The 26,584-nt window shown below is 69.0% G+C and carries 22 protein-coding genes and 4 pseudogenes; 17 read left to right on the forward strand and 9 right to left on the reverse strand.

Annotated elements, in window-relative coordinates; translation table 11 throughout:
* Positions 1-57: 57 nt before the first annotated feature.
* Positions 58-690, reverse strand: a complete 633-nt coding sequence (locus tag BN4348_RS36750; RefSeq protein WP_096866255.1) for a class I SAM-dependent methyltransferase — start codon at positions 688-690, stop codon at positions 58-60.
* Positions 691-820: 130 nt separating this feature from the next.
* On the opposite strand from BN4348_RS36750, the gene pyrR reads away from it, so the two are divergent.
* The 8 genes and pseudogenes from pyrR to carB form a co-directional block, all read left to right on the forward strand.
* On the forward strand, positions 821-1,384 hold the full coding sequence (gene pyrR, locus BN4348_RS36760; protein WP_066910447.1) for a bifunctional pyr operon transcriptional regulator/uracil phosphoribosyltransferase PyrR: 564 nt from the start codon (positions 821-823) through the stop codon (positions 1,382-1,384).
* A complete protein-coding gene (locus BN4348_RS36765) occupies positions 1,381-2,349 on the forward strand; it encodes an aspartate carbamoyltransferase catalytic subunit (protein WP_066910450.1) in 969 nt (322 codons plus the stop codon). Before pyrR ends, BN4348_RS36765 begins: the two co-directional genes overlap by 4 nt.
* Positions 2,346-3,015: pseudogene (locus BN4348_RS36770) on the forward strand (amidohydrolase family protein); the annotation flags it as partial. The gene BN4348_RS36765 and the pseudogene BN4348_RS36770, both read left to right, overlap by 4 nt.
* Positions 3,016-3,049: 34 nt before the next feature.
* Positions 3,050-3,364 (forward strand): annotated as a pseudogene (locus BN4348_RS36775) (aspartate carbamoyltransferase); the annotation flags it as partial.
* A gap of 2 nt (positions 3,365-3,366) precedes the next feature.
* A pseudogene (locus BN4348_RS36780) lies at positions 3,367-3,680 on the forward strand (amidohydrolase family protein); the annotation flags it as partial.
* A 61-nt stretch (positions 3,681-3,741) separates the two neighbouring features.
* Positions 3,742-4,248: a PH-like domain-containing protein gene (locus BN4348_RS36785; protein ID WP_066910456.1), complete on the forward strand. Its 507-nt coding sequence runs from the start codon at positions 3,742-3,744 to the stop codon at positions 4,246-4,248.
* Positions 4,241-5,359, forward strand: coding sequence for a glutamine-hydrolyzing carbamoyl-phosphate synthase small subunit (gene carA, locus BN4348_RS36790; RefSeq protein ID WP_066910458.1), 1,119 nt, complete (start codon positions 4,241-4,243; stop codon positions 5,357-5,359). Before BN4348_RS36785 ends, carA begins: the two co-directional genes overlap by 8 nt.
* A gap of 91 nt (positions 5,360-5,450) precedes the next feature.
* Positions 5,451-8,717 (forward strand): annotated as a pseudogene (carB, locus tag BN4348_RS36795) (carbamoyl-phosphate synthase large subunit); the annotation flags it as partial.
* A gap of 35 nt (positions 8,718-8,752) precedes the next feature.
* Here the strand turns inward: carB and BN4348_RS36800 are convergent.
* Positions 8,753-9,175, reverse strand: a complete 423-nt coding sequence (locus BN4348_RS36800; protein ID WP_066910465.1) for a TOBE domain-containing protein — start codon at positions 9,173-9,175, stop codon at positions 8,753-8,755.
* A 466-nt stretch (positions 9,176-9,641) separates the two neighbouring features.
* On the opposite strand from BN4348_RS36800, the gene mihF reads away from it, so the two are divergent.
* From mihF to metK, 5 genes are all read left to right on the forward strand, one after another.
* Positions 9,642-9,959: an integration host factor, actinobacterial type gene (gene mihF / locus BN4348_RS36805; protein ID WP_003407240.1), complete on the forward strand. Its 318-nt coding sequence runs from the start codon at positions 9,642-9,644 to the stop codon at positions 9,957-9,959.
* A gap of 112 nt (positions 9,960-10,071) precedes the next feature.
* Positions 10,072-10,779 carry a guanylate kinase gene (gene gmk, locus BN4348_RS36810; RefSeq protein WP_084454023.1) on the forward strand — a complete coding sequence of 236 codons (708 nt, stop codon included), beginning with the start codon at positions 10,072-10,074 and terminating at the stop codon, positions 10,777-10,779.
* Positions 10,776-11,099, forward strand: a complete 324-nt coding sequence (rpoZ, locus tag BN4348_RS36815; RefSeq protein ID WP_066910468.1) for a DNA-directed RNA polymerase subunit omega — start codon at positions 10,776-10,778, stop codon at positions 11,097-11,099. The genes gmk and rpoZ overlap by 4 nt, the downstream gene beginning before the upstream one ends.
* A 19-nt stretch (positions 11,100-11,118) precedes the next feature.
* The gene (gene coaBC, locus BN4348_RS36820) at positions 11,119-12,381 is read left to right on the forward strand and encodes a bifunctional phosphopantothenoylcysteine decarboxylase/phosphopantothenate--cysteine ligase CoaBC (protein WP_066910472.1); all 1,263 of its coding nucleotides are present in this window, start codon (positions 11,119-11,121) and stop codon (positions 12,379-12,381) included.
* Between the two features lie 90 nt (positions 12,382-12,471).
* Entirely contained in the window at positions 12,472-13,683 is a 1,212-nt protein-coding gene (metK, locus tag BN4348_RS36825; RefSeq protein ID WP_066910475.1) for a methionine adenosyltransferase, read from the forward strand.
* Here the strand turns inward: metK and BN4348_RS36830 are convergent.
* The 3 genes from BN4348_RS36830 to BN4348_RS36840 form a co-directional block, all read right to left on the reverse strand.
* Entirely contained in the window at positions 13,667-15,583 is a 1,917-nt protein-coding gene (locus BN4348_RS36830; RefSeq protein WP_066910478.1) for a PE family protein, read from the reverse strand. The genes metK and BN4348_RS36830 overlap by 17 nt on opposite strands.
* 86 nt (positions 15,584-15,669) lie before the next feature.
* A complete protein-coding gene (locus tag BN4348_RS36835) occupies positions 15,670-16,242 on the reverse strand; it encodes a pyridoxamine 5'-phosphate oxidase family protein (protein WP_066910481.1) in 573 nt (190 codons plus the stop codon).
* Positions 16,206-17,435 carry an alkane 1-monooxygenase gene (locus BN4348_RS36840; protein ID WP_084454025.1) on the reverse strand — a complete coding sequence of 410 codons (1,230 nt, stop codon included), beginning with the start codon at positions 17,433-17,435 and terminating at the stop codon, positions 16,206-16,208. Before BN4348_RS36840 ends, BN4348_RS36835 begins: the two co-directional genes overlap by 37 nt.
* Before the next feature lie 140 nt (positions 17,436-17,575).
* Here BN4348_RS36840 and BN4348_RS36845 point away from each other — a divergent pair, with 140 nt between their 5' ends.
* Positions 17,576-19,198, forward strand: a complete 1,623-nt coding sequence (locus tag BN4348_RS36845) for a GMC oxidoreductase (protein ID WP_066910484.1) — start codon at positions 17,576-17,578, stop codon at positions 19,196-19,198.
* Here BN4348_RS36845 and BN4348_RS36850 read toward each other — a convergent pair whose 3' ends face one another.
* Positions 19,199-20,701 (reverse strand): flavin-containing monooxygenase, encoded by a 1,503-nt coding sequence (locus tag BN4348_RS36850; protein WP_066910487.1) that lies wholly within the window; start codon positions 20,699-20,701, stop codon positions 19,199-19,201.
* Positions 20,698-22,086 carry a cytochrome P450 gene (locus BN4348_RS36855; protein ID WP_066910490.1) on the reverse strand — a complete coding sequence of 463 codons (1,389 nt, stop codon included), beginning with the start codon at positions 22,084-22,086 and terminating at the stop codon, positions 20,698-20,700. Before BN4348_RS36855 ends, BN4348_RS36850 begins: the two co-directional genes overlap by 4 nt.
* Positions 22,087-22,162: 76 nt before the next feature.
* Between BN4348_RS36855 and BN4348_RS36860 the strand changes: the two genes are divergently transcribed.
* Positions 22,163-23,185 (forward strand): AraC family transcriptional regulator, encoded by a 1,023-nt coding sequence (locus BN4348_RS36860; RefSeq protein WP_066910493.1) that lies wholly within the window; start codon positions 22,163-22,165, stop codon positions 23,183-23,185.
* A gap of 1 nt (position 23,186) precedes the next feature.
* On the opposite strand, the gene BN4348_RS36865 is transcribed toward BN4348_RS36860, so the two are convergent.
* Together BN4348_RS36865 and BN4348_RS36870 are read right to left on the reverse strand one after the other, a co-directional pair.
* The gene (locus BN4348_RS36865) at positions 23,187-24,149 is read right to left on the reverse strand and encodes an alpha/beta hydrolase (RefSeq protein WP_066910496.1); all 963 of its coding nucleotides are present in this window, start codon (positions 24,147-24,149) and stop codon (positions 23,187-23,189) included.
* 25 nt (positions 24,150-24,174) lie between these two features.
* The gene (locus BN4348_RS36870; RefSeq protein ID WP_066910499.1) at positions 24,175-25,134 is read right to left on the reverse strand and encodes an alpha/beta hydrolase; all 960 of its coding nucleotides are present in this window, start codon (positions 25,132-25,134) and stop codon (positions 24,175-24,177) included.
* On the opposite strand from BN4348_RS36870, the gene BN4348_RS36875 reads away from it, so the two are divergent.
* Positions 25,133-25,909 carry a lysoplasmalogenase gene (locus tag BN4348_RS36875; protein WP_084454027.1) on the forward strand — a complete coding sequence of 259 codons (777 nt, stop codon included), beginning with the start codon at positions 25,133-25,135 and terminating at the stop codon, positions 25,907-25,909. The two genes, BN4348_RS36870 and BN4348_RS36875, sit on opposite strands and share 2 nt — an antisense overlap.
* Positions 25,910-25,972: 63 nt before the next feature.
* Positions 25,973-26,584 (forward strand): primosomal protein N' family DNA-binding protein (locus tag BN4348_RS36880; RefSeq protein WP_456238203.1); only part of this gene is annotated, 612 nt, incomplete at its 3' end.

Genomic DNA, 26,584 nt, shown 5'->3' on the forward strand with positions numbered 1-26,584 from the left:
ACCAGATTCGAACATACTTTCGATTATAGCGCCGCGGCCGACAAGTGGCAGAGTCGGCTAGCGGCGCCGCGCGCGGACGTACCAGAACGCCATTTCGGTCTCGGTCCCGTCCACCTCGCGGCGCACCGTGGCCGGTTCCAGCGATTCGATGTCCCAGCCCGCGCCGCCGAGGACGTCGCGCAGCGTCCGCTCGGGCACCGACGGCCGCGGCCATTCGGTGTCGGCCGGGTGCGCGTCGGAGAAGCAACTGATGAGCAAAGTGGCGCCCGGCCGGGTCGCCCGGTGCGCTGCGGCGGCGTAACCGCGCTTGCCCTCGTCGTCGAGGCAGTGGAACATGCCGCTGTCGACGATGGTGTCGAACGCGTCGGTGTAGCCCGCGAGCCTGGTGGAGTCGGTCACCGCGAATTTCACCTGGACTCCGGCGTCGGCGGCCCGGCGCTCGGCGGTGATCAGCGCCGTGGGCGAGATGTCCAGCCCGGTGACGTGGTAACCGTTCTTCGCCAGGTAGATGGCGTTGTCGCCGAGGCCGCAGCCGATGTCCAGGACGTCACCGTGCACCCAGCCGCCCGTGTGCCACGCGATGACATTCTCCTTGGGCGCCTTGGTATCCCACGGGGGCGAGGCCATCGCCGGGATGCCTTCACCGGGGCTCTCGCCGCGGTAAAGCGCGTCGAAGTCCATGCGCTGCAATCCGGAGGGAAAGCCGGGGGAACTCGAGCCTGTCATTTCGCCCAGGCTAGTCCGCAGTGCTACGCTGCCGGGCAGTCGACATCCTTTAACGATCCGTCCAGAGAGGCGGAGAAGGAGGTCAAGTCTTCGCATGTGTGCCGCGAATGACACGGGCACCGGCCGCGAATTGATGTCGGCGGCCGACGTGGGCCGCACCATTTCCCGTATCGCGCATCAGATCATCGAAAAGACCGCGCTGGATGCTCCCGACGCGCCCCGGGTGGTGCTGTTGGGAATCCCGACCCGCGGCGTCATCCTGGCCCAGCGCCTGGCCGCCAACATCGCCGAGTACAGCGGCGTCGACGTCGGGCACGGCGCCCTCGACATCACCCTGTACCGCGACGACCTGATGCAAAAGCCGCCGCGGCCGCTGGAGGCCACCGTCATCCCGGCCGGCGGCATCGACGACGCTCTGGTGATCCTCGTCGACGACGTGCTCTACTCCGGCCGCTCGGTGCGCTCCGCGCTGGACGCGCTGCGCGACGTCGGCCGGCCCCGCGCGGTGCAGCTGGCGGTGCTGGTCGACCGGGGCCACCGCGAACTGCCGCTGCGCGCCGACTACGTCGGCAAGAACGTGCCGACCTCGCGCTCCGAGAGCGTGCACGTGCTGCTGAGCGAGCACGACGACCGCGACGGGGTGGTGATCTCGCGATGACGCGCCACCTGCTGGCCGCCGGTGACCTGAGCCGCGACGACGCCACCGCCATCCTCGACGACGCCGACCGGTTCGCCCAGGCGCTGGTGGGCCGCGACATCAAGAAGCTGCCGACGCTGCGCGGGCGCACCGTCGTCACGATGTTCTACGAGAACTCGACCCGCACCCGGGTGTCCTTCGAGGTGGCGGGCAAGTGGATGAGCGCCGACGTGATCAACGTCAGCGCGGCCGGGTCGTCGGTGGGCAAGGGCGAGTCGCTGCGCGACACCGCGCTGACGCTGCGGGCCGCCGGCGCCGACGCGCTGATCATCCGGCACCCGGCGTCCGGGGCAGCGCACCTGCTCGCCGAATGGACTGCGCCTGCCACGGCAGGCGATGACTCTGCGCCGTCGGTGATCAACGCCGGCGACGGCACCCACGAGCACCCGACGCAGGCGCTGCTGGACGCGTTGACCATGCGCCAGCGGCTCGGCGGCATCGAGGGCCGGCGCGTCGTGATCGTCGGCGACATCCTGCACAGCCGGGTCGCCCGGTCCAACGTCATGCTGCTGGCCACCCTGGGCGCCGAGGTGGTGCTGGTCGCGCCGCCGACGCTGTTGCCGGTCGGAGTCGACGGCTGGCCGGCCACCGTCTCCTACGACTTCGACGCCGAGCTGCCCGCGGCGGACGCGGTGCTGATGCTGCGGGTGCAGGCCGAGCGGATGAACGGCGGCTTCTTCCCGTCGGTGCGCGAATACTCGGTGCGCTACGGGTTGTCCGAGCGGCGCCAGGCGATGCTCCCCGGCCACGCCGTGGTGCTGCATCCGGGGCCGATGGTGCGCGGCATGGAGATCTCGTCGTCGGTGGCCGACTCCTCACAATCCGCTGTCCTGCAACAGGTTTCGAACGGCGTGCACGTGCGGATGGCGGTGCTGTTCCATGTTCTGGTGGGGACGGAGTCGGCCGGTAAAGAGGGGGCGGCATGAGCGTGCTGATCCGCGGTGTGCGTCCCTACGGCGAGGGCGACCGGGTCGACGTCCTGGTCGACGACGGCCAAATCGCCGAAATGGGCCCGGGCCTTGCCATCCCGGATACCGCCGATGTCATCGACGCCACCGGGCAGGTCCTGCTGCCCGGGTTCGTCGATCTGCACACCCATCTGCGCGAGCCCGGCCGCGAGTACGCCGAGGACATCGAAACCGGTTCGGCGGCGGCGGCTTTGGGCGGCTACACGGCGGTGTTCGCGATGGCCAACACCAACCCGGTCGCCGACAGCCCGGTGGTCACCGACCACGTCTGGCACCGCGGGCAGCAGGTGGGCCTGGTCGACGTGCACCCCGTCGGCGCCGTCACGGTCGGGCTGGCCGGGGTCGAGCTGACCGAGATGGGCATGATGGCCGCCGGCGCCGCGCAGGTACGGATGTTCTCCGACGACGGGGTGTGCGTGCACGACCCGCTGATGATGCGCCGCGCGCTGGAGTACGCCACCGGCCTGGGGGTGCTGATCGCGCAGCACGCCGAGGAGCCGCGACTGACCGTCGGCGCCGTCGCCCACGAGGGACCGACGGCCGCCCTGCTGGGGCTCGCAGATCGGCNCGTCGGCAAGAACGTGCCGACCTCGCGCTCCGAGAGCGTGCACGTGCTGCTGAGCGAGCACGACGACCGCGACGGGGTGGTGATCTCGCGATGACGCGCCACCTGCTGGCCGCCGGTGACCTGAGCCGCGACGACGCCACCGCCATCCTCGACGACGCCGACCGGTTCGCCCAGGCGCTGGTGGGCCGCGACATCAAGAAGCTGCCGACGCTGCGCGGGCGCACCGTCGTCACGATGTTCTACGAGAACTCGACCCGCACCCGGGTGTCCTTCGAGGTGGCGGGCAAGTGGATGAGCGCCGACGTGATCAACGTCAGCGCGGCCGGGTCGTCGGTGGGCAAGGGCGAGTCGCTGCGCGACACCGCGCTGACGCTGCGGGCCGCCGGCGCCGACGCGCTGATCATCCNTGCAGACCGCGCTGTCGGTGGTGGTGCAGACGATGGTGGCGCCCGGGCTGCTGACGTGGCGCGACGTGGCGCGGGTGATGAGTGAGAATCCGGCCCGCATCGTCGGGCTGCCCGATCACGGCCGCCCGCTGGAGGTGGGGGAGCCGGCGAACCTGACCGTGGTGGATCCGGACGCCACGTGGACGGTCGCCGGATCGGACCTGGCCAGCCGGTCGACCAACACGCCCTACGAGTCGATGACCCTGCCCGCCACCGTGACCGCCACCCTGCTGCGCGGGCGGGTCACCGCCCGGGACGGGAAGAGCCCGGCATGAACCGCGCCGGCGACCCGACCGCGCGCCGCATGAGCGGCGCTCATGAGAAGGAGCGGCGCGCATGAACTCCGCCACGCTGGTGGGGTCGCTGATCTTCGCGGCCGTGCTGGTGGTGGTGATCGCGGTGCTCATCCAGCTGATGATGCGCGGCTGGCAGCGCCGCGGGCGGCGGCAGACGGAGTTGATCGGCGACCTGCCCGGCGTGCCCGACCAGGTGGGCACCGCGAGCATCACCACCCGCGGGGTGTACTGCGGCTGCACCATGGCGCCCGCCTGGAACGAGCGCATCACGGCCGGCGACCTGGGCTACCGCAGCAAGGCGGTGCTGACGCGCTACCCCGAGGGGATCCTGCTGGAACGCATTCGGGCCAAACCGATTTGGGTCCCCCGGGAGTCGATCACGGCCATCCGCATGGAGCGCGGCATGGCCGGCAAGGTGGTGGCCCGCGTCGGGATCCTGGCGATCCGTTGGCGGTTGCCGTCGGGCCACGAGATCGACATCGGGTTCCGTGCCAACAACCGCGACGAGTACGACGCCTGGCTGAAGGAGGACGGCGCTCATGGGTAAGGCCGTACTGGTATTGGAGGACGGCCGCGTCTTCACCGGAACGCCGTTCGGCAAGGTCGGCCAAACGCTCGGGGAGGCCGTCTTTTCGACCGGCATGTCCGGCTATCAGGAGACGCTGACCGACCCCAGCTACCACCGCCAGATCGTGGTCGCCACCGCACCGCAGATCGGCAACACCGGCTGGAACGACGAGGACGCCGAGAGCCGCGGCGACAAGATCTGGGTCGCCGGTTACGCGGTGCGCGACCCGTCGCCGCGCGCCTCCAACTGGCGCGCCACCGGCACGCTGGAGGACGAGCTGGTCCGCCAGGGCATCGTCGGGATCGCCGGTATCGACACCCGGGCGGTGGTGCGGCACCTGCGCAGCCGCGGCTCGATGAAGGCCGGCGTCTTCTCCGGCGAGTCGCTGGCCGAGGCGGCCGAGCTGGTGGACCGGGTGCGGGGCCAGCAGTCGATGCTCGGCGCCGACCTGGCTGGCGAGGTCAGCACCGGCGGCGCCTACGTCGTGGAACCCGAAGGGGCGCGGCGGTTCACGGTGGCCGCCCTGGACCTGGGGATCAAGACCAACACCCCGCGCAACTTCGCCCGGCGCGGCATCCGCACCCACGTGCTGCCGTCGTCGGCGACCTTCGAGCAGATCGCCGACATCAAGCCCGACGGGGTGTTCCTGTCCAACGGCCCCGGCGACCCCGCGACCGCCGACCACGTCGTCGCGCTCACCCGCGAGGTGCTGGGCGCCCGAATCCCGTTGTTCGGCATCTGTTTCGGCAACCAGATACTCGGCCGGGCGCTGGGCATGTCCACCTACAAGATGGTCTTCGGTCACCGCGGCATCAACATCCCGGTCATCGACCACGCGACCCGCCGGGTCGCGGTGACCGCACAGAACCACGGTTTCGCGCTGCAGGGGGAGGCCGGCCAGTCCTTCGACACGCCGTTCGGCCCGGCGATCGTCAGCCACACCTGCGCCAACGACGGGGTGGTCGAGGGCGTCAAACTCGCTGACGGCCAAGCGTTTTCGGTGCAATACCACCCGGAGGCCGCCGCCGGCCCGCACGACGCGGAATACCTGTTCGACCAATTCGTCGACCTGATGGAGGGTGAGCGATGAAGGCCGTCCCGGCGAGCGTGCGCAGTTGTACGCGATCCACGGCGTGTCGACGTACCAACACGCACGCTCGCGGCGAGGGAGGGGGGCGCTAGTGCCGCGTCGCACCGACCTGCGCCACGTGCTGGTGATCGGCTCCGGGCCGATCGTCATCGGGCAGGCCGCCGAATTCGACTACTCCGGGACCCAGGCCTGCCGGGTGCTGCGCGCCGAGGGGCTGCAGGTCAGCCTGATCAACTCCAACCCGGCCACCATCATGACCGACCCCGAATACGCCGATCACACCTACGTGGAGCCCATCACCCCGGCGTTCGTCGAGCGCGTGATCGCCCAGCAGGCGCAGCGCGGCAACAAGATCGACGCCCTGCTGGCCACGCTCGGCGGGCAGACGGCGCTCAACACCGCGGTCGCGCTGTACGAGAACGGTGCGCTGGAGCGCTACGGCGTCGAGCTGATCGGCGCCGATTTCGACGCCATCCAGCGCGGCGAGGACCGGCAGCGGTTCAAGGACATCGTCGCCAAGGTCGGCGGCGAATCCGCCCGCAGCCGAGTGTGCTTCACCATGGACGAGGTCCGCGAAACGGTCGCCGAGCTCGGCCTGCCCGTCGTCGTGCGGCCCAGCTTCACCATGGGCGGGCTGGGCTCGGGGATGGCCGACTCGGCCGAAGCCGTCGAGCGGATGGCCGGCGCCGGGCTGGCCGCCTCGCCCAGCGCCAACGTGCTCATCGAGGAATCGATTTTCGGCTGGAAGGAATTCGAGCTCGAGCTCATGCGCGACGGCCACGACAACGTCGTCGTGGTGTGCTCCATCGAAAACGTCGACCCGATGGGCGTGCACACCGGCGATTCGGTCACCGTCGCGCCGGCCATGACGCTCACCGACCGGGAGTACCAGCGGATGCGCGACCTGGGCATCGCGATCCTGCGCGAGGTCGGCGTGGACACCGGCGGCTGCAACATCCAGTTCGCCGTCAACCCCGGCGACGGCCGGCTGATCGTCGTCGAGATGAACCCGCGGGTGTCCCGGTCAAGTGCGTTGGCGTCCAAGGCCACCGGCTTCCCGATCGCCAAGATCGCCGCCAAGCTGGCCATCGGCTACACCCTGGACGAGATCGTCAACGACATCACCAAGGAGACACCGGCCTGTTTCGAACCGACGCTGGACTACGTCGTGGTCAAGGCGCCCCGGTTCGCGTTCGAGAAATTCCCCGGCGCCGACCCGACGCTGACCACCACGATGAAATCCGTCGGCGAGGCAATGTCGTTGGGCCGCAACTTCGTCGAGGCGCTCGGCAAGGTGATGCGGTCGCTGGAGACCGGGCGCGCCGGGTTCTGGACGAAGCCCGACGATGAGGGGACCGTCGACGAGGTCCTGACCCGGCTGCGGACCCCGACCGAAGGCCGGCTCTACGACATCGAACTGGCGCTGCGGCTGGGCGCCTCGATCGAACGGGTCGCGGAGGCCAGCGGCGTCGACCCGTGGTTCGTCGCGCAGATCGGCGAGCTGGTCGAGCTGCGCGCCAAGGTCTGCGGCGCACCCGTCCTCGAAGCCGACCTGCTGCGCCAGGCCAAGCACCACGGCCTCTCGGACCGCCAGATCGCCGCCCTGCGCCCGGAATTGGCGGGGGAGGACGGGGTGCGGTCGCTGCGCGAGCGGCTGGGCATCCACCCCGTGTACAAGACGGTGGACACCTGCGCGGCGGAGTTCGAGGCCAAGACGCCGTATCACTACAGCAGCTACGAGCTGGACCCGGCCGCCGAGACCGAGGTGGCGCCGCAGGCCGAGCGGCCCAAGGTGTTGATCCTGGGCTCCGGGCCCAACCGGATCGGCCAGGGCATCGAATTCGACTACAGCTGCGTGCACGCGGCAACGACGTTGAGCCAGGCCGGTTTCGAGACCGTGATGGTCAACTGCAACCCGGAGACGGTGTCCACCGACTACGACACCGCCGACCGGCTCTACTTCGAGCCGCTGACCTTCGAGGACGTGCTGGAGGTGTTCCGCGCCGAAACGCAGTCGGGCGCCGGCGGCCCCGGGGTGGCGGGGGTCATCGTGCAGCTCGGCGGCCAGACGCCGCTCGGGTTGGCGCAGCGGCTCTTCGACGCCGGGGTTCCGATCGTCGGCACCCCGCCGGAGGCCATCGACCTGGCCGAAGACCGTGGCGCCTTCGGCGACGTGCTGGCCACCGCCGGGCTGCCCGCGCCGAAATACGGCATGGCAACGACTTTCGCCCAGGCCCGCCGGATCGCCGACGAGATCGGTTACCCGGTGCTGGTGCGGCCGTCCTACGTGCTGGGCGGTCGCGGCATGGAGATCGTCTACGACGACGCGACGCTGGAGGGTTACATCACCCGCGCCACCGCGCTCTCGCCCGAACACCCGGTGCTCGTCGACCGCTTCCTGGAGGACGCGGTGGAGATCGACGTCGACGCGCTGTGCGACGGGGCCGAGGTCTACATCGGCGGCATCATGGAGCACATCGAGGAGGCCGGCATCCACTCCGGCGACTCGGCCTGCGCGCTGCCGCCGGTCACCCTGGGCCGCAGCGACATCGACAAGGTGCGCCGCGCCACGGAGGCCATCGCCCACGGCATCGGCGTCGTCGGGCTGCTGAACGTGCAGTACGCGCTCAAGGACGACGTGCTCTACGTCCTCGAGGCCAACCCGCGGGCCAGCCGCACGGTGCCGTTCGTCTCGAAGGCGACCGCGATCCCGCTCGCGAAGGCCTGCGCGCGGATCATGTTGGGCGCCACCATCGCCCAGTTGCGCACCGAGGGCATGCTAGCGGCCTCCGGGGACGGCGCGCACGCGCCCCCGCAGGCCCCGATCGCGGTCAAGGAAGCCGTGCTGCCGTTTCACCGCTTCCGCCGCGTCGACGGGGCCGCCATCGACTCGCTGCTCGGCCCGGAGATGAAGTCGACGGGCGAGGTGATGGGCATCGACCGCGACTTCGGCAGCGCCTTCGCCAAGAGCCAGACCGCCGCCTATGGATCGTTGCCGGCCAACGGGACGATATTCGTGTCGGTGGCGAACCGGGACAAGCGGTCACTGGTGTTTCCGGTCAAGCGGCTGGCCGACCTCGGCTTCCGGGTGCTGGCGACCGAAGGCACGGCGGAGATGTTGCGCCGCAACGGGATTCCCTGCGACGAGGTCCGCAAGCACTTCGAGCCGCCGCAGGACGGCCGCCCCGCGATGTCCGCGGTCGACGCGATCAAGGCCGGCGAGGTCGACATGGTGATCAACACGCCGTTCGGCAACTCCGGGCCCCGCATCGACGGCTACGAGATCCGCTCGGCCGCGGTCTCGGTCAACATCCCCTGCGTCACGACGGCGCCGGGCGCCTCGGCCGCCGCGCAGGGCACCGCGGGTGTCTCTTATACGCATCTAGATGNGGCTTAGTCGGACGCGATGGCCGTGCTGGGCCGTGCGGTTTCCACGATCACGGTGGTGGCCTTGACGACGGCCACGGCCACGCTGCCGGGCTGCAGGTTCAGCTCCTCGGCGGCGGCGGTGCTCATCAGCGAGACGACCGTGTGGGGGCCGCACTGCATCTCGACCTGGGTCATCACCTTGTCGCTGATCACCCGGGTGACCAGGCCGACGAACCGGTTGCGGGCCGAGCTGCCGATGCTCAGCGGATCCGGCGGCGGGGCGGGGGCGTTGGAACGCGAAAACTCGGCCAGGTCCTCGCTGGCGATGACCTTCCGGCCGGCCGCGTCGTGGCTCACCGACAGCGTGCCCTGGTTGATCCACCGGCGGACGGTGTCGTCGCTGACTCCGAGCAGCTCAGCCGCCTGACGGATGCGCAGGTTCGGCACGGGTCGATCGTAACTGATCTCTGGCTGGGCATTCGCTGAAACATCGCTGCGCACGGGCCGCCGACCTGCCGCTTGTCAGCGGGCGCGACACGCGCGACACGCCACGGAAAAATCCGTGATCCGCCGCACCCCGATTTCGGGTGGCCCGGCGCGGCCCGCTGCGGCGGCCCCCGCCGAACCGCGCGACCCACACCCGTGGGCCTAAAAATGCAGCTCAAGGCGTATTTCGGGCCCGATGGGGAAGCCGATTTCGCGCCCGGAATGGCGCCCTGTCGGGCCCGTCGCCGCACCCCGCGGGGACCGCCCGCGGGGCGTGTCCGCGCGGTCCACGCTGCACATTTGCACAATTAACCAGGGGGGCGGGTTAGATTTCGTCAGGAAGGCTGAGTACGGTCATCTCCGCTGGCTGAAGTACCCGGCAGAGACAAACGAGATCGATTATCGATTGATCAGATACGGAGGAATCGTGGCCCTTCCCCAGTTGACCGACGAGCAGCGCGCGGCCGCTTTGGAGAAGGCGGCTGCCGCTCGTCGCGCGCGAGCAGAGCTCAAAGACCGCCTCAAGCGCGGCGGCACCAACCTCACCCAGGTGCTCAAGGACGCCGAGAGCGACGAAGTACTGGGCAAGATGAAGGTGTCTGCCCTGCTCGAGGCGTTGCCGAAGGTGGGCAAGGTCAAGGCGCAGGAAATCATGACCGAGCTGGAGATCGCCCCCACCCGCCGCCTGCGCGGCCTCGGCGACCGGCAGCGCAAGGCCCTGCTGGAAAAGTTCGGCTCCGCCTAACTCGCCCGCCGACGATGCAGGCCGAACGGCCTGAGGAGGAGGCGGGCAATCGGGCCCGGCCGGCGACGATGCAGGCCGAACGGCCTGTGGGGGCACCGACCCAAGGGCGCCGGTGAGCGCCGGCGAGGGGCCGGACGTCGCGCGGGGGGCACGCCCCGAGCCAACCGGCAAGGGGCGCGTGGTCGTGCTGTCCGGCCCCTCCGCGGTCGGCAAGTCGACCGTGGTGCGGTGCCTGCGCGAGCGGATCCCCAATCTGCAGTTCAGCGTGTCGGCCACGACCCGGGCGCCGCGGCCCGGCGAGGTCGACGGCGTCGACTACCACTTCGTCACCCCCGCCCGCTTCCAGCAGCTGATCGACGGCGGCGCCCTGCTGGAATGGGCGGAGATCCACGGCGGGCTGCACCGATCGGGCACGCTGGCCGAGCCGGTGCGGGCCGCCGCCGAGTCCGGGCTTCCCGTCCTCATCGAGGTCGATCTGGCCGGTGCCAGGGCGGTCAAGAAGGCGATGCCCGAGGCCACCACGGTGTTTCTCGCCCCGCCCAGCTGGGAGGACCTGCAGGCCAGGCTGGTCGGCCGCGGCACCGAGACACCGGAGGCCATCCGCCGCCGCCTCGACACCGCCCGCGTCGAAATGGCGGCCCAGGACGACTTCGACGAGGTGGTGGTCAACAGTCGATTGGAGTCTGCGTGCGCCGAATTGGTATCCTTGCTGGTGGGAACTGCGCCGGGCACAGCTCAAACTGCGAGGACAGACACCCGCCAGGCCCCGGCCACACCAGATTCAATCGACTCCAATCCGCCAGGAGATAGACCTACGTGAGCATTCCTCAGTCCGACGCGTCGCTGACCGCCGTGGACCAGTTCGATCCGTCGGCAGGCGGACAAAGCGCCTACGACACCCCGCTGGGCATCACCAACCCGCCCATCGACGAGCTGCTGGACCGCGTGTCCAGCAAGTACGCCCTGGTGATCTACGCGGCCAAGCGGGCCCGCCAGATCAACGACTACTACAACCAGCTGGGCGAGGGCATCCTCGAATACGTCGGCCCCCTCGTCGAGCCCGGGCTGCAGGAAAAGCCGCTGTCCATCGCGCTGCGCGAGATCCACGCCGACCTTCTCGAACACACCGAGGGCGAGTAACAGGCGGGCCGGGCGCGCTGTGGACCGCGAGCGGATCGCCAAACAGGTCATAGTCGGCGTCTCCGGGGGCATCGCCGCCTACAAGGCGTGCACCGTCGTTCGCCAGCTCGCCGAGGCCGGCCACGGCGTCCGCGTCATCCCCACCGAGTCCGCGCTGCGCTTCGTGGGCGCTGCCACCTTCGAGGCGCTGTCGGGCCAGCCGGTTCGCACGGGCGTCTTCGACGACGTTCCGGAGGTGCCGCACGTCCAGCTCGGCAAACAGGCCGATCTGGTGGTGGTGGCGCCGGCCACCGCCGACCTGCTGGCGCGGGCCGTCGCCGGCCGGGCCGACGACCTGCTGACCGCCACGCTGCTGACCGCCCGCTGCCCCGTGCTGTTCGCGCCGGCGATGCACACCGAGATGTGGCTGCACCCGGCCACCGCCGACAACGTGGCCACCCTGCGCCGCCGCGGCGCGGTGGTGCTGGAACCCGCGTACGGGCGGCTCACCGGCGCCGACAGCGGGTCGGGACGGCTGCCCGAGGCCGAGGAGATCACCACCCTGGCCCAGCTGCTGCTGGAGCGCCACGACGCGTTGCCCTACGACCTCGCCGGCCGGCGGGTGCTGGTCACCGCCGGCGGCACCCGCGAACCGATCGACCCCGTGCGCTTCATCGGTAACCGCAGCTCCGGCAAGCAGGGCTACGCGGTGGCGCGGGTCGCCGCCCAGCGCGGCGCCGAGGTCACCCTGATCGCCGGGCACACCGCCGGCCTGATCGACCCCGCCGGCGTCAACGTGGTGCAGGTCAGCTCGGCGCAGCAACTCGGCGAGGCGGTGTCCAAACACGCGCCCGAGGCCGACGTGCTGGTGATGGCGGCCGCGGTCGCCGACTTTCGGCCCGCTCAGGTCGCCGCCGCCAAGATCAAGAAGCGCGCCGAAGAGGACACCGCGGCGCCGACGATCGAATTGGTGCGCAACGACGACGTGCTGGCCGGGGCGGTGCGGGCGCGCGCCCACGGGCAGCTGCCCAACATGCGCGCCATCGTGGGGTTTGCCGCCGAGACCGGCGACGCCAACGGCGATGTGCTGTTCCATGCCCGGGAAAAGCTGCGGCGCAAGGGATGTGACCTGTTGGTGGTCAATGCCGTCGGCGACAACAAGGCGTTCGAGGTGGACAGCAACGACGGCTGGCTGCTGGCCTCCGACGGCACCGAGTCGGCGCTCCCGCACGGCTCCAAGACGCTGATGGCCAGTCGTATCGTGGATGCGATCGTGGCGTTCCTGCACGGCCACAGCGGGTAACGGGGTTTACTGCCCTACGGCGCCCGGGCGGGTGCCGGCTGACGCCGGAAGATATTATTCGACTAACTAACTATTGGAAGGGTAGAGACTGTGAGCGAAAAGGGTCGGCTGTTTACCAGTGAGTCGGTGACCGAGGGGCATCCCGACAAGATCTGTGACGCGATCAGCGACTCGGTCCTTGATGCGCTGTTGGCGCAGGATCCGCGCTCGCGGGTGGCGGTGGAGACGCTGGTGACCACCGGGCAGGTGCATGTGGTGGGTGAGGTGACGACGAGGGCCAAGGAGGCGTTCGCCGATATCACCAATACGGTGCGTGCGCGCATTCTTGATATCGGCTATGACTCCTCGGATAAGGGTTTTGACGGGGCGTCGTGTGGGGTGAATATCGGTATTGGTGCGCAGTCGCCGGATATCGCTCAGGGGGTGGACAGCGCGCATGAGGCGCGGGTGGAGGGTGCGGCGGATCCGCTGGATGCTCAGGGCGCTGGTGATCAGGGGTTGATGTTTGGTTATGCGATCAACGACACCCCGGAGTTGATGCCGTTGCCGATCGCGTTGGCGCATCGGTTGTCGCGCAAGTTGACCGAGGTGCGCAAGGACGGGACGTTGCCCTACCTGCGTCCGGACGGTAAGACGCAGGTGACCATCGCCTATGAGGACGAGGTGCCGGTGCGGCTGGATACCGTGGTGGTCTCCACCCAGCATGCCGAGGGGATCGATCTGGACAAGACGCTGGACCCCGACATTCGTGCGCACGTGCTCACGGCGGTGCTCGACGAGCTGGACCACCCGACTTTGGATGCGTCGGGGACGCGGGTGCTGGTCAATCCGACCGGCAAGTTCGTGCTGGGTGGTCCGATGGGTGATGCGGGGTTGACCGGCCGCAAGATCATCGTGGACACCTATGGTGGCTGGGCGCGGCACGGGGGCGGGGCGTTTTCGGGGAAGGATCCCTCCAAGGTGGACCGCTCGGCGGCCTACGCGATGCGCTGGGTGGCCAAGAACATCGTGGCCGCCGGGCTGGCCGAGCGGGTCGAGGTGCAGGTCGCCTACGCGATCGGTAAGGCCGCCCCGGTCGGGCTGTTCATCGAGACGTTCGGCACCGCCACCGTCGACCCGGTCAAGATCGAAAAGATCGTCCCCGAGGTCTTCGACCTGCGCCCGGGCGCGATCATCCGCGACCTGGACCTGCTGCGGCCGATCTACGCCCAGACCGCCGCCTACGGCCACTTCGGGCGCACCGACATCGAACTGCCCTGGGAACAGCTCAACATGGTCGACGAGCTCAAACGGGCCGTTTAAGCCAACCCGAGGCGCCGGTGCCGGTGTTGCCGAAGCCCGAGTTGCCTTGGTCGAAGGGGTAGCCGCCACCGGAGTTGAAGAACCCGGTGTTGTTGCCGACGCCCGAGTTGAACCAGCCCGTGTTGCCGCCGACGAACGAGTCGGTGTTCCAGAAGCCGGTGTTGTTGCCGCCGTAGCCGGAGTTGTCGAGGCCGGTGTTGTAGTCGCCGGGTCCTGCGTTTCCGAAGCCGGTGTTGTACTTGCCGCTGTCGGAGTTGGCGAAGCCGACCGAGAAGTGGCCGCCGCCGGAGTTGAAGGCGCCCGTGTCGTTGTTGCCGGTGCCGGTGTTCATGAAGCCGGAGTTGAAGCCGCCGGCCGCGGAGTTGTAAAAGCCCGAGTTGCCGTCGCTGGTGTTGAAAAAGCCCGAGTTGCCGGTGCCGGTATTGCCGAAGCCGGAGTTGGCGACGGCCTGGGTGAATGGGCTGCCCGCTCCGGTGTTGAGGCCGCCCGCGTTGAACAGGCCGGTGTTGGTGTCGCCCGCGTTGAAGAAACCGGTGTTGGTGCTGCCCCCGTTGAAGGATCCGGTGTTGCTGCAGCCGGCGTTGGAGTCGCCCATGTTCTCGTCGCCCCCGTTGAAGCTGCCCACGTTGAACGCGCCGGCGTTGCCGACGCCGATGTTGTTGTAGCCGCCGTTGAGGTGGCCGATGTTGCCCGATGAGCCGTTGAGAACGCCGATGTTGTTGTCACCACCGTTCCACGAGCCCACATTGCTGAAGCCGGGGTCGCCCACGCCCACGTTCTGGTATCCGGCGTTGAACGAGCCGACGTTGGAGTAGCCGGCGTTCCACAGCCCGGTGTTGATGTCGCCGGTGTTGCCGATGCCGGTGTTGATGTTGCCCGAATTGAACAGGCCCCAGTTGTGCGTGCCGCTGTTGAACAGGCCGGTGTTGCCGGTACCGGAGTTGAACAGGCCGGTGTTGCCGCTGCCGGAGTTGAACAGGCCGGTGTTGCCGCTGCCGGAGTTCAACCCGCCGAACGTGAACTGACCGGTGGCGGTGTCGTAATAGGTGCCGCCGACGCCGATTTGGTTGTCGCCGGTCAGCCCGAAGCCGATGTTGTTGTTGCCGGTGTTGCCCAGCCCGACGTTGTGGTTGCCGTTGTTGCCCCAGCCCACATTGCCGACGCTGCCGTTGGCGTTGAGCCCGCCGATGCCGACCAGGTTGTCGCCCTTGAGCCCGATGCCGACGTCGTTGCTGCCGCTGTTGCCGATGCCCAGGTTGTTGCTGCCCAGGTTCGCGAGGCCCACGTTGGCGTTGCCGCTGTTGCCGGCGCCCTGGTTGTTGCTGCCGAGGTTGCCGGCGCCCACGTTGGCGTTGCCCAGGTTGCCGCCACCCATGTTGGCGTTGCCGGCATTGCCGAGACCCACGTTGCCGTTGCCGGTGTTGCCGCTGCCGGCGTTGCTGTAGCCGATGTTGCCGGCGCCGACGTTGCCGTTGCCGATGTTGCCGTTGCCGATGTTGGTGTACCCGGCGTTGCCGCTGCCGAGGTTGGTGTTACCGGCGTTGCCGCCGCCGATGTTGCCGTTGCCGATGTTGCCCAAACCCAGGTCGGCGACGCCGTTGTTGCCGATGGTCAGCGCGTTGTTCGCCTCGGCGCCGGCGTAGGAGGCCGCGCTGGCCGACATGTTCTGCACCAGCCCCTGATGAAGGGCCGCCATCTGGGCGCTGATGGCCTGGTAGGCCTGCGCGTGTCCGGAGAACAGCACCGCGACCGCCCCGGACACCTGGTCGGCGCCGGCGGCGAGCACCTGGGTGGTCCGGGCGGCCGCGGCCGCGGTGGCTGAGTCGATCGTCGATCCGATGCCGGCTAACTGCGTTGCTGCCGTCCGCACGTGCTCTGGCATGGCGAACACAAACGACATCGTCGGTCTCCCTTTCCGTCGACCCCCGCTTGGCACAACCATCGGTCGAAGCCGGCAAAGCGTTACGGAATCGGCGCAGGCGGGGCTCAGGCGGGCCGCGGGGGAGCCGGGTGGTCGGCCTCCAGGGCGGGCAGCCCGTCGATGCTGCGCCGGTTGCGTTCGACCAGTCGGGCGAACGCGTCGTCGGACGCCTTGCCGTGATGCGCGTCGAGGACCGGGCGCTCATCGACGAGCTCGTAGTAGGGCACCGCGAATCCGCAGGCGTCGGCGATTCGTTCGAGCTCGACGACGATGACGGCCCGGACGCCGGCGTGCGTACCGCCGAAACGCGTGAGCAGGCCGGGGAATTCGGCGTTGTCCGGGCGCACGACGCGCCCGCTGCCGAACAGCCGCAGGATGCGCGAGTTGCGGGTGAATGAGCAGAACATGATGGTGATCCGGCCGTTGTCACGCAGGTGCGCGATCGTTTCGACGCCGCTGCCGAACAGATCGAGATACGCGACGGTGTGCTCGTCCAGCACCGTGAAGGTGTCGCGATAGCCCTTGGGGGAGAGGTTGATTCGGCCGCCCTCGGCGGGAGCGGTGGCAACGAAGAAGACGGCCTGATCCCCGATGAACTCCGTCAGCGACTCATCGAGACGCGAAAACTCCTTGGCCACGCCTGAAAGCGTAGCGCCGGCCGGGGACAGCCATCGCCGGGCTTGAGTGCGGCGCGACGCACGTCTCCGCCGTAGAAGTCGAGCACCCGCGGGTCCATCACCCGGCGCCACAGCGGCGGGAGCAGCGCCAACAGCAGCATGGCGCTGTACCCGCTCGGGAGCTGCGGGGCCTCATCGACATGGCGCAGCACCTGATACGGGCGCAGCGGATTGGCGTGATGATCGGAGTGCCGCTGCAGGTGGAAAAGCAGGACGTTCGTGATCACCGAGTTGCTGTTCCAGCTGTGCGCGGGCTGGACCCGTTCGTAGCGGCCGCTGGGCAGCTTCTGCCGCCGCAGCCCGTAGTGCTCCATGTAGTTGACGGTTTCCAGCAGGCAAAAGCCGATGATCGCCTGGCCGATCAGCCACGGCAGGACGACGGGGCCGAACCATACCGAAAGTACGGTGAACAGCGCGACGCTGATTAGCCAGCCGTTGAGTATGTCGTTGCGAAGCGACCAGCGAGGTTTGCTGCTGCCGGCCAGCCGGTCCGCCTCGAGCTGCCAGGCCGAGCGCAGGCCGCCGAACACCGACCGCGGGATGAACGCGTAGAGGTGCTCGCCCAAGCGCGCGCTGGCCGGGTCCTCGACCGTCGCGACCCGGACGTGGTGCCCGCGGTTGTGTTCGACATAAAAGTGCCCGTAGCAGGTTTGTGCGAGCGCCACCTTGCTCAGGCGCCGTTCCGCTTCGACCCGCGTGTGTCCCAATTCGTGCGCTGCGTTGATGGCCAGGCCGCCGACCAGGCCGACCGTGGCCATCAGGCCGACCTTGTCGACGAAACCCATGGCGACCCAACCGCCGCCGCTCCACACCCAACAGGCGAAGACCAGCGACAGGTACTGGTTGGGCAGGTAGAGGTAGGTGGCCCAGCGGTAGAACCGGTTCGATCCCAGCCAGGCGAGGACGCTCTCGTCGGGATTGTCGACGACGTCGGGGCCCATCAGGTGGTCCAGCACGGGAATGATCACGAACGCCAGGATGGGGACGCCCCACCAGAACCCGCCGAAACTGGTGTGTTGCGCCCCCGCCCAGCAGGGGAAGACCAGCGCCGGGACGGCCGCGGCCAGCAGCCAGAGGTATTTCTTGGGCCTCTTCCAGCGCGCGGCGGAGCCCTCCGGTCGACGGGCGGCCCCTATTCGAGGCAAAAGTGGCACACGCGTCCCATTACATTCTGACGGTCGAATTGACAGCCGGTCACCTGTCATACCTACGCACGATAGCGCATTTCGCATACTTCAGGTATGCTAACACTGCGGTTAGTTAAATCACAGTCTGCTTGGACCGGAGGCAGGGGATGGCTTTCTCGCGGAGACGCTTTCTTGGTGCCGCCGCGGGTGTCGCCGCGGGCGCCCTCGGAGCCGGCGTCGCCGAACTGGGAACGCGGCGCGCCGCCGCGACCGCCCTGCGCCCGCATTACCGGGCCATCGTGGTCGGCAGCGGGTACGGCGGCGGGGTGTCGGCGTTGCGGCTCGGCCAGGCGGGCATCGAGACGCTGATCCTGGAAAAGGGCAGATGGTGGAACAGCGCCGACGCGGACGGAAAGCGCTTCTCGCGGATGGTGCCCGCGGACAATCGCGCGGGGTGGTTCACATCCGTGCCGCCGAGCCTGGTGCCGTCGTACCGCGGCGTGTCGATCGCGCAGGTGGCCAAGCACTCGCCGTCGTCCCAGCCGGTCCAGGCCGGGATTTGCGAGAGGGTCGTGCATGGCGCGCACGCGGTGTTCCGCGGCACGGCCGTCGGCGGGGGATCGATGGTCAACGCCGCGATCGCGGCCATCCCCACCCCGGATCAGGTCCGGGCCACCTTCCCCGACATCGACCCCGACGCCTTCCTGGGGACCTACGTCGAACGCGCCAAATCCATGCTGCGGATCAGCTACCGCGACATGGACTGGTTCGAGAAGACACCGTGGTTCCAATACGCCAGGGTGGGTCGGCAGTACGCGGAGGCCGCCGGTTACCGCGTCGACTACAACGGCAGCGCCTACTCGTTCGACTACATGGAACGGGAGGAGGCGGAACTGGTTCCGCGCTCGGCGTTGAACTTCGAACAGCAGTACGGCAACAACTACGGCAGGTTCGGCAGTGTCGATGCGACCTACATCGCGGCGGCGCTGGCGACGGGGAGGGTCACCCTCAAGCCGCTGACCGAGGTGGCCGGCGTCCGGCGCGAGCCCTCGGGCGAGTACGTGGTCTCGACTCTCGAGATCGACCGGTTCGGCAAGGTGGTCGCCCGGTCCGAAATCGGCTGCGACGAGCTGTATCTCAGTGCCGGGGTGCTCGGCACGAACGAGATCCTGCTGCGGGCCCGCGAGACGGGGACGCTGCCCGACCTGAGCGACGAGGTCGGCCGCGGATACGGGAACAACGGGGACATCATGGTTTCGCACATGCTGGCGCCCGGCGACCCGGCGGGCACCCAGCAGTCGCTGCTGGGAATGATCAACCTCGACGGCAGGGACGATCCGGACAACCCGGTGTACGCCAGCATGTTCTCGCTGCCCCTCCCGGTGGAGACGCTCGCGCTGGGCTACTACGTGATGGTGCGCACTGGCGACCGCGCCAGCATCGTCTACGACCGCACCAAGGACTCGATCGCCATTGACTGGCCGGAGGGCCACACGGATCACCTGCGCGAGCGGGCGCAGCTCGTCTTCGACAAAGTGACGCAGGCCAACGGCGTGGACTACCGCGACGACCTCTTCGAGGGAACGGCCTTCGCGCCCAACACCGTCCACCCGATGGGCGGGGTGGTCAGGGGCAGGGCCACGGACGGCTACGGCAGGGTGAAGGGCTACGACAAGCTTTACGTCAACGACGCCTCGCTGCTCCCCGGCTACCTGGGCTGCAACCCGTTCATGTCGATCACCGCCCTGGCGGAACGCAACATCGAGGGAATCCTGCAGGGGCGCAGGTGATCAGGCGGTGAAGCGGTAGTCATCGAGGTCGAAGCGCCGGCTGCGCCAGTAGGTCTGAAGCGTGGTCGCCGGGCGCAGCGGCACGTCGCCGTTCTTGTCGAAGTAGTAACTGTTGGCCAGCTTGCAGCTGTCCTGCCAGAAGATCTGCCGGTGCCGCTTGCGCATCATCTCGGCGAAGTACCGCTCGTTGGCCTCCTTCGTCACCTCGACGCGGGTCGCGCCGTCGCGCCGGGCCCGTTTGAGGCACCGCACGATGTGGTGCGTCTGGGTCTCGATCAGCGCGAAATACGAAGAGCCGACGTACCCGTAGGGTCCGAACACGCTGAACATGTTGGGAAATCCAGGGACGCTGACGCCCTCGTAGGCCTGCAGCCGGTGCTCGTCCCAGAACCGGCTCAACGACCTGCCGCCGCTGCCGGCGACCGCAAACGTGGGAACGTTGTCGGTGTCCATCACCTTGAAGCCGGTGGCCAGGACCAGCACGTCGACCTCGTGGGTTTCCCCGTCGGTGGTGGCCACCGCGGCGGGCGTGATCTTGTCGATCGGCTCGGTGACGAGCCGGACGTTGTCGCGGTTGAAGCTGGCCAGGTATTCGTTGTGGAAGCCGGGCCGCTTGCAGCCCACGGCGTAGCGGGGGGTGAGTTGCTCGCGCACCGCCGGGTCGGTGACCTGCTTGCGCAGGTAGGCGAGCCCGGCCGAGCGCATCCGCTTGGCCAGCGGGAACACCGTGAAGTACTGCGCCGCGAGGGAAAAGGTGAGTTCGACGAAGACCTGGCTGAGCACTCGCTGTACGACCTTGCTGCCGGGGACGCGCATCGCGAGGCGGACCGGCGCCGGCAGCGGCAGGTCGAACTTGGGGAAGCACCAGATCGGGGTGCGCTGAAACACCGTGAGGTGGGAGACGATCGGCGCGATCTCGGGGATCACCTGCACGGCCGAGGCGCCGGTGCCGACGATCGCGACGCGCTTGCCGGTCAGGTCCTGGCCGTGGTCCCACCGCGCGGTGTGCATGGTGGTGCCGGCGAAGGAGTCGACGCCGTCGATGTCGGGCAGCTTCGGCACGGTCAGCACGCCGCTGGCGTTGATCAGGAACCGGGCGGTCAGTTCTCCCCCGCATGCGGGAGGTGCCCCCACCCCCGGATCGGTCTGCACCCGCCACAGGTGGTGTTCGTCGTCGAACTCGGCGGACAGCACCTTGGTGTTGAACCGGATCCGCGACCGGATGCCGTACTTGTCGACGCAGTGCTCGGCGTAGGCCTTGAGCTCGCGGCCGGGCGCGTAGGTCCGTGACCAGCGTGGGCTCTGTTCGAAGGAGAATTGGTAGGAGAACGACGGAATGTCCACGGCGATACCGGGATAGGTGTTCCAGTGCCACGTTCCGCCGACTCCGTCGCCGGCCTCGAGCACCAGGTAGTTGGACAGCCCGGCCTTGTCGAGCTTGATCGCGGCGCCGATGCCGGAAAATCCCGCGCCGACGATCAGGGTGTCGTAGTCGGGGTTCATGCGCGCCTGCTTCCCAGGACGTGCACGCCGCGCTTGGGCCGCAGGGTCATCGTCGCCTCGAGTTCGACGGGGTGGCCCGGGGCGAGATCAAAGGCGAAGCGCTGACTCATGATCGCGGCCATCAGCACCATCTCCATCAGGGCGAAGCTCTGGCCGATGCAGATGCGCCGGCCGCCGCCGAACGGCAGATAGGCCGAGCGCGGACGGTCCTTGTCCGGCGGGCAGAACCGGTTGGGGTCGAAGGTTTCCGGGTCCGGCCACCAGCGCGGGTCGTGGTGGATGTGGTGGATCGGGATCAGGACGGTGGTGCCGCGCCGGATGTGATGCCCCCCGATGACGTCGTCGTCGACGGCCCGGCGCGAGATGATCCACACCGCCGACAGGTAGCGCTGCGTCTCCTGCAGGCATGCGGTGGTCCACGGCAACCTGCCCAGGTCCTCGGCGGTGGGACGGCGGGTGCCCAGCACGTCGTCGATCTCGGCGAGCATCCGGTCGCGGGCGTCGGTGTGCAGCGCCATCAGGTACCAGAACCAGGACATGGCGTTCGCGGTGGTCTCGTGCCCGGCGAGCATGAATGTCAGGGCCTCGTCGCGGATCCGTTGCCGCGGCCAGGTCCCGCCGTCCGCGCGGAGCAGCACACCCAGCAGGTCGGCGGAATCGTTCGGGTGCAGCAACCGGTGGTCGATGACCGCGTTGACGGCGCGGTCGAGGGTCAGCGTGATGTCCTGCATGTCGCGCAGCGGCGGCGGCAGGCGGATGCCCGAGAACGCCAACCAGTGCAGCGCGTCGTAGACCGGGGGCGGCATGAGGCCCCACAGCCCGAGCCGCTGCAGGCGCTCGGCGTGCCGCAGGCCGCGCGTCGCCAGGTCGTTCATGCTCTGCACCAGGGGCCCGAAGTCCTGGCTGAACAGGGAGTTGGCGACCACGCGCAAGGTCGCCTCGACCATCGTCTGGTGGATGTCGAAGGTCACGTCCGGCCTCAGCGCGTCGGTGACGTCGGCGATCGGGTCGATCATCTTCTCGACGATCCCGCTGAGGTGGCGGCGGGCGAAGGTCGGGTTCAGCGTGCCGCGGTGGGCGGCCCAGGAGTCGCCCTCGTCGGTGAGCAAATTGATGCCGACGGTGGCGCGGATGGGCTCGTACTCGTTCGACTTGACGTATTTCAGCCGGGCCTCGTGCAGCACGTGATCGACGTAGTCGGGATGGCTGATCGAAACGAAACGCCTTCCCGCGCAACGGAATCGGACGATATCGCTGCCGCGCAGCCGACCGATGAAGCGATCGCCCACGTCGAACCCGATGGTCAGGGCCTCGCGGGTCATCGTCCAGGAGCTGAGCCGGCCGGCCGGTGTGGTGGCGGGCCGCGGGGCGGTGAGGGTCGCCATGACTCCACTGTATGGATGACGCGGGCGGCCGGTAATGAGATTATCGGACAGGGAGTTGGGATTTTAGGACAGGCCGGTGAGAGACCTTCTGACGCTGAGTCACCCGGTGTACGCCACCCGGGTGTTGTGCGAGGTGGCCAACGAACGCGGCGTCGCGACGGCCGACGTGCTGGCCGGCACCGCGATCGACCCGGCCGACCTGCACCGGGCGGACGCGATGGTCAGCGCGCTCGACGAGATCGAGGCGGTGCGCCGGGTGCTGGCCAGGCTCGATGACGCCGGCATCGGCGTCGATGTGGGCGGCCGGTTCACGCTCACCCACTTCGGGCTGTTCGGCTTTGCGGTGATGTCCTGCGGCACCCTGCGGGAGCTGTTCTCGATCGCCATGCGGTACTTCGCGCTGACCATGATGCAGATCGACCTCGCGCTGTTCGAAACGGCCGAGGGCTATGTGATCGAGTTGCAGGCCGGTCACCTGCCCGCCGACGTGCAGGCCTTCTTCATCGAACGCGACATCGCCGGGATCATCGCGACCACAGCCAGTTTCGCGCTGCCGGTGGCCGAAAAGTACGCGGACGAGGTGTCGGCGGACCTTGCCGTCGACGAGGAGCTGCTGCGGCCGCTGCTCGAACTGGTGCCGGTCCACGAGGTCCGGTTCGGCCGGGCGCACACCAGGTTGCACTTCCCGCGCGCCATGTTCGACGAGCCGCTGCCGCAGGCCGATCGCCACACGCTGGAAATGTGCATGGCGCAGTGCGACCTGCTGATGCAGAGCAGCGAGCGCCGCCAGGGGATCACCGCGCTGGTGCGCAGCAAGCTTTTCCGCGAGTCCGCTTTGTTCCCAACGCTTCCCGACATCGCCGGCGAACTCGACGTTCATCCGCGAACGCTGCGGCGGCGGCTCGCCGAGGAGGGCACGTCGTTTCGGGCCTTGCTCAACGAGGCGCGCTCCGCGCTGGCTGTCGACCTGTTGCGCAATGTCGGGCTGACGGTGGAGGAGGTGTCGACGCGGCTGGGCTACACCGAGGTCTCGACGTTCTCGCACGCCTTCAAGCGCTGGTATGGCGTTGCGCCCAGCGCATATTCAACGGAGAGCTGAGCTAAGCGTGCAGCGCGTTCCTCAGCGCCGCCAGCCCGCGGTTGGTGGCCTCGGCGGCGGCGGGAATCACCAGCGAGAAGCTGGCGTAGCCGTGCACCATGTTCGGCTCGTGGCTCAGTTCGGCGGGCACACCCGCGGCGTTGAGCAGCTCGGCGTAGCGGGACCCGTCGTCGCGCAGGGGATCGTGTTCGGCGGTTCCGATGAAGGCGGGCGGCAATCCGGACAGATCGGCCGCATTGGCCGGGGCCAGGGTGGTCGGCAGGGCCTTCGGGTCGGTGATCTCGAGGTCGGGCAGGTACCAGGACAGGAACGCCTCGATCACGTCGCGATCCAGGATGGGCGCGGAGGCGTTCTCGGTGTGCGACGGCAGCGACAGGTCGGCGGTGACGGTGGGGTACCACAGCAGCTGGAACCGCAAGGCCGGCCCGCCGTTATCGCGGGCCAGGTGCGCCATGACGGCGGCGAGGTTGCCACCGGCAGAGTCACCGGCCACCGCGATCCGGTCCGGGTCGCCGCCCAGCTCGGCGGCGTTCTCGGCGACCCACTGCAGCGCGGCCCAGCAGTCGTTGACCCCGGCCGGGAACGGGTGCTCGGGGGCCAGCCGGTAGTCGACGGAGACCACGATGGCCTCGGCGCCGGCGGCATGCGCGCGGGCGACGGGGTCGTGGGTCTCCAGGTCGCCGAGCGAGAAGCCGCCGCCGTGGTAAAACACGACGACGGGCAGCGCCTCGCGATCGCTGGCCGGCCAATAGATACGCACCGGGATGTCGGTCAGCTCGCCGTGACCGATCGTCCGCTCTTCGGTGCGCAGCTCGGGAAGCAGTTCCGGGGGCACTTTGAGCTGCCGCAGCCTCGAGCGCGCGACCTCGACGCCGTCGGCGGCGTTGAACGTCATCGGGAACGAGTCGAGCAGCATTTTCAACGTCGGATCGATGCTCGGTCGGGCGAGGGTCGGCTCAATCATCCGTTCACCGTACGCTTCCGGGCCGTTAATGCAGGGCATTGCGCAGCGCGGCCAGCCCCCGTTCCTGCGCGGCGGTGGCGGCGGGCACCACGCCCGCGTAGCCGAGGTAGCCGTGCACCAGGGTCTCGGCGTTGTGCACCTCGACCGCCACACCCGCGGCGGCCAGCAGCTCGCCGTACCGGATGCCGTCGTCGCGCAGCGGGTCGTGCCCGGCGACGCCGATGTAGGCCGGCGGCAGGCCGTCCAGGTTCTCGGTCCGCCCCGGCGCCATGCCCGGCGGCGGGTCCGACGGGTCGATTTCACCTGCGTACCAACGCGAGAACGCGGCGACCGCCCTGGCGTCGAGGATGGGCGCGGCGGCGTTTTCGGTGAACGACGGCAGCGACGGGTCCCAGAGCGTGGAGGGATACCACAGCAGCTGGAACGCGATCGCCGGGCCGCCCTGATCGCGGGCGCGGGCGCGCTGCGCGGTCACCGCCGCGATCGTCCCGCCGGCCGAATCGCCGGCGACGGCCATCCGGTTGGTGTCGGCGCCGAGCTCGGGTCCGTGCTCGATGACCCACAGCGTTGCGGCCCAAGCGTCTTCGACGGCGGCGGGGTACGGGTGCTCCGGCGCCAACCGGTAGTCGACGGACACCACGATCGCGTCGGCGCCGACGGCATGCTCGCGGGCCGTGCCGTCGTGGGTGTCCAGGTCGCCCACGACGAAGCCGCCGCCGTGGAAGAACAGCACCACGGGCGCACTCCGGCCGGGATCGGCGGAGGGCCAATAGATCCGGATGCCGAGGGGGCCGCCCGGACCCGGAACTGCCCGGTCCTCGACCCTCAGCTCCGGGTGCAGCGGGCGACGGGGCAGGTCGCGGAACCGTTGCCGCGCCGCGTCGACACCATCGTCAGTTGATAGCCGGAACGGAACCGCATCCAGTACCTTCTGCAAGATGGGGTCGATACCTGGGTTTTCGTCCGCGGTGTCCAAGCTGGGCATGGAAGTACCGTACGCACCTCGGCTGGTGTCGGGTGGCTGGGTGGTGGCCGGGTGGGCGGGCCTTGGCTACGGCGTCTACCTGACGGTGCTCGCGTTGCGCTCGCCACCGGGAACGAGTTTGACGGGGCACTGGGTTTTGCAACCGCCGCTCAAGGCGTCGATGGCCTTACTGCTGACCGTGGCCGCGGTGGCGCACCCCATCGTCCGCGAGCGGCGCTGGCTGATGCCGGCGCTGCTGTTGTCGGCGGTCGGCGACTGGCTGTTGGCCATCCCGTGGTGGACGATGTCATTCGGGTTGGGACTGGCAGCATTCCTGTTGGCGCACTTGTGTTTCCTGGGGGCACTGGTTCCTCTGGCCCGCGCGACGCGACCGCGCCTGGCCGCCGTCGTGCTGATGTGCCTTGTCTCGATGTCGTTGTTGCTGTTGTTTTGGCCGCATTTGAGCCGCGACAAGCTGACGATCCCGGTGGCGCTTTACATGATCGTGCTGACCGCAATGGTCTGCGCGGCGCTGCTGGCGGACCTGCCGACGATTTGGACCGCGGTGGGGGCGGTGTGCTTTGCGGCGTCGGACGCCATGATCGCTATCGGCCGGTTCGTCCTGTACAACGACGCGTTGGCGGTGCCGATCTGGTGGTTGTACGCCGCTGCCCAGGTCCTGATCACGGCGGGCTTCTTCTTCGGCCGGGAGGAACCCGATTACGAGTCGGATTATGAATACGATTACGAGGGCGACTACGAGGGCGATTACGAGCCCGAGGCTGACGAAGGCTAGTTGTCGGTTCCCTTGGCCAGCAAGGTAACTCCCGAGGTCGAACCGATCGCCCGGGTGCTGCCCATGCTCTCGGTGCCCCACCTGGACCGCGAGTTCGACTACCTGGTGCCGGCCGAGCAGTCCGACGACGCCCAGCCCGGGGTGCGGGTGCGGGTGCGGTTCCACGGCCGGCTGGTCGACGCGTTCGTGCTGGAGCGCCGCAACGACACCGATCACACCGGCAAGCTCGGCTGGCTGGACCGCGTCGTGTCGGCCGAACCGGTGCTCACGCCGGAAATCCGCCGGCTGGTCGACGCGGTGGCGGCGCGCTACGCCGGGACCCGGCCCGACGTATTGCGGCTGGCGGTGCCGCCCAGGCACGCCCGGGCGGAGCGGGAACCGGCGCGCGTTCTTGCGGTGCCGGTGGTCTCTCCCGTCGAGGCGTCGGGCTGGGAGGCCTACGCCCGCGGCGGGCAGTTTCTGGCCGCGCTGGCCGAGTCTCGCGCCGCCCGGGCCGTCTGGCAGGCGCTGCCGGGTGAGCCGTGGACGGACCGCTTCGCCGAGGCCGCCGCGCAAACCGTCCGGACCGGACGGGCGGCGCTGGCCATCGTGCCCGACCAGCGCGACCTGGACGCGCTGTGGCGCGCGGCGACGGCCCGGATCGACCAGGAGTGCGTGGTGGCGCTGTCGGCGGGG

This window comes from Mycobacterium interjectum, from assembly GCF_900078675.2.
Taxonomy (GTDB): Bacteria; Actinomycetota; Actinomycetes; order Mycobacteriales; family Mycobacteriaceae; genus Mycobacterium; species Mycobacterium interjectum.

Excerpts from the sequence above, each read along its gene's own strand:
- pyrR (WP_066910447.1), top strand. The coding sequence starts at position 821 with ATGTGTGCCGCGAATGACACGGGCACCGGCCGCGAATTGATGTCGGCG.
- BN4348_RS36875 (WP_084454027.1), top strand. The coding sequence starts at position 25,133 with ATGGAAGTACCGTACGCACCTCGGCTGGTGTCGGGTGGCTGGGTGGTG.
- BN4348_RS36865 (WP_066910496.1), bottom strand. The coding sequence starts at position 24,149 with ATGATTGAGCCGACCCTCGCCCGACCGAGCATCGATCCGACGTTGAAA.
- BN4348_RS36845 (WP_066910484.1), top strand. The coding sequence starts at position 17,576 with ATGGCTTTCTCGCGGAGACGCTTTCTTGGTGCCGCCGCGGGTGTCGCC.
- BN4348_RS36870 (WP_066910499.1), bottom strand. The coding sequence starts at position 25,134 with ATGCCCAGCTTGGACACCGCGGACGAAAACCCAGGTATCGACCCCATC.
- BN4348_RS36765 (WP_066910450.1), top strand. The coding sequence starts at position 1,381 with ATGACGCGCCACCTGCTGGCCGCCGGTGACCTGAGCCGCGACGACGCC.
- BN4348_RS36855 (WP_066910490.1), bottom strand. The coding sequence starts at position 22,086 with ATGGCGACCCTCACCGCCCCGCGGCCCGCCACCACACCGGCCGGCCGG.
- BN4348_RS36850 (WP_066910487.1), bottom strand. The coding sequence starts at position 20,701 with ATGAACCCCGACTACGACACCCTGATCGTCGGCGCGGGATTTTCCGGC.
- BN4348_RS36830 (WP_066910478.1), bottom strand. The coding sequence starts at position 15,583 with ATGTCGTTTGTGTTCGCCATGCCAGAGCACGTGCGGACGGCAGCAACG.
- carA (WP_066910458.1), top strand. The coding sequence starts at position 4,241 with ATGGGTAAGGCCGTACTGGTATTGGAGGACGGCCGCGTCTTCACCGGA.
- BN4348_RS36785 (WP_066910456.1), top strand. The coding sequence starts at position 3,742 with ATGAACTCCGCCACGCTGGTGGGGTCGCTGATCTTCGCGGCCGTGCTG.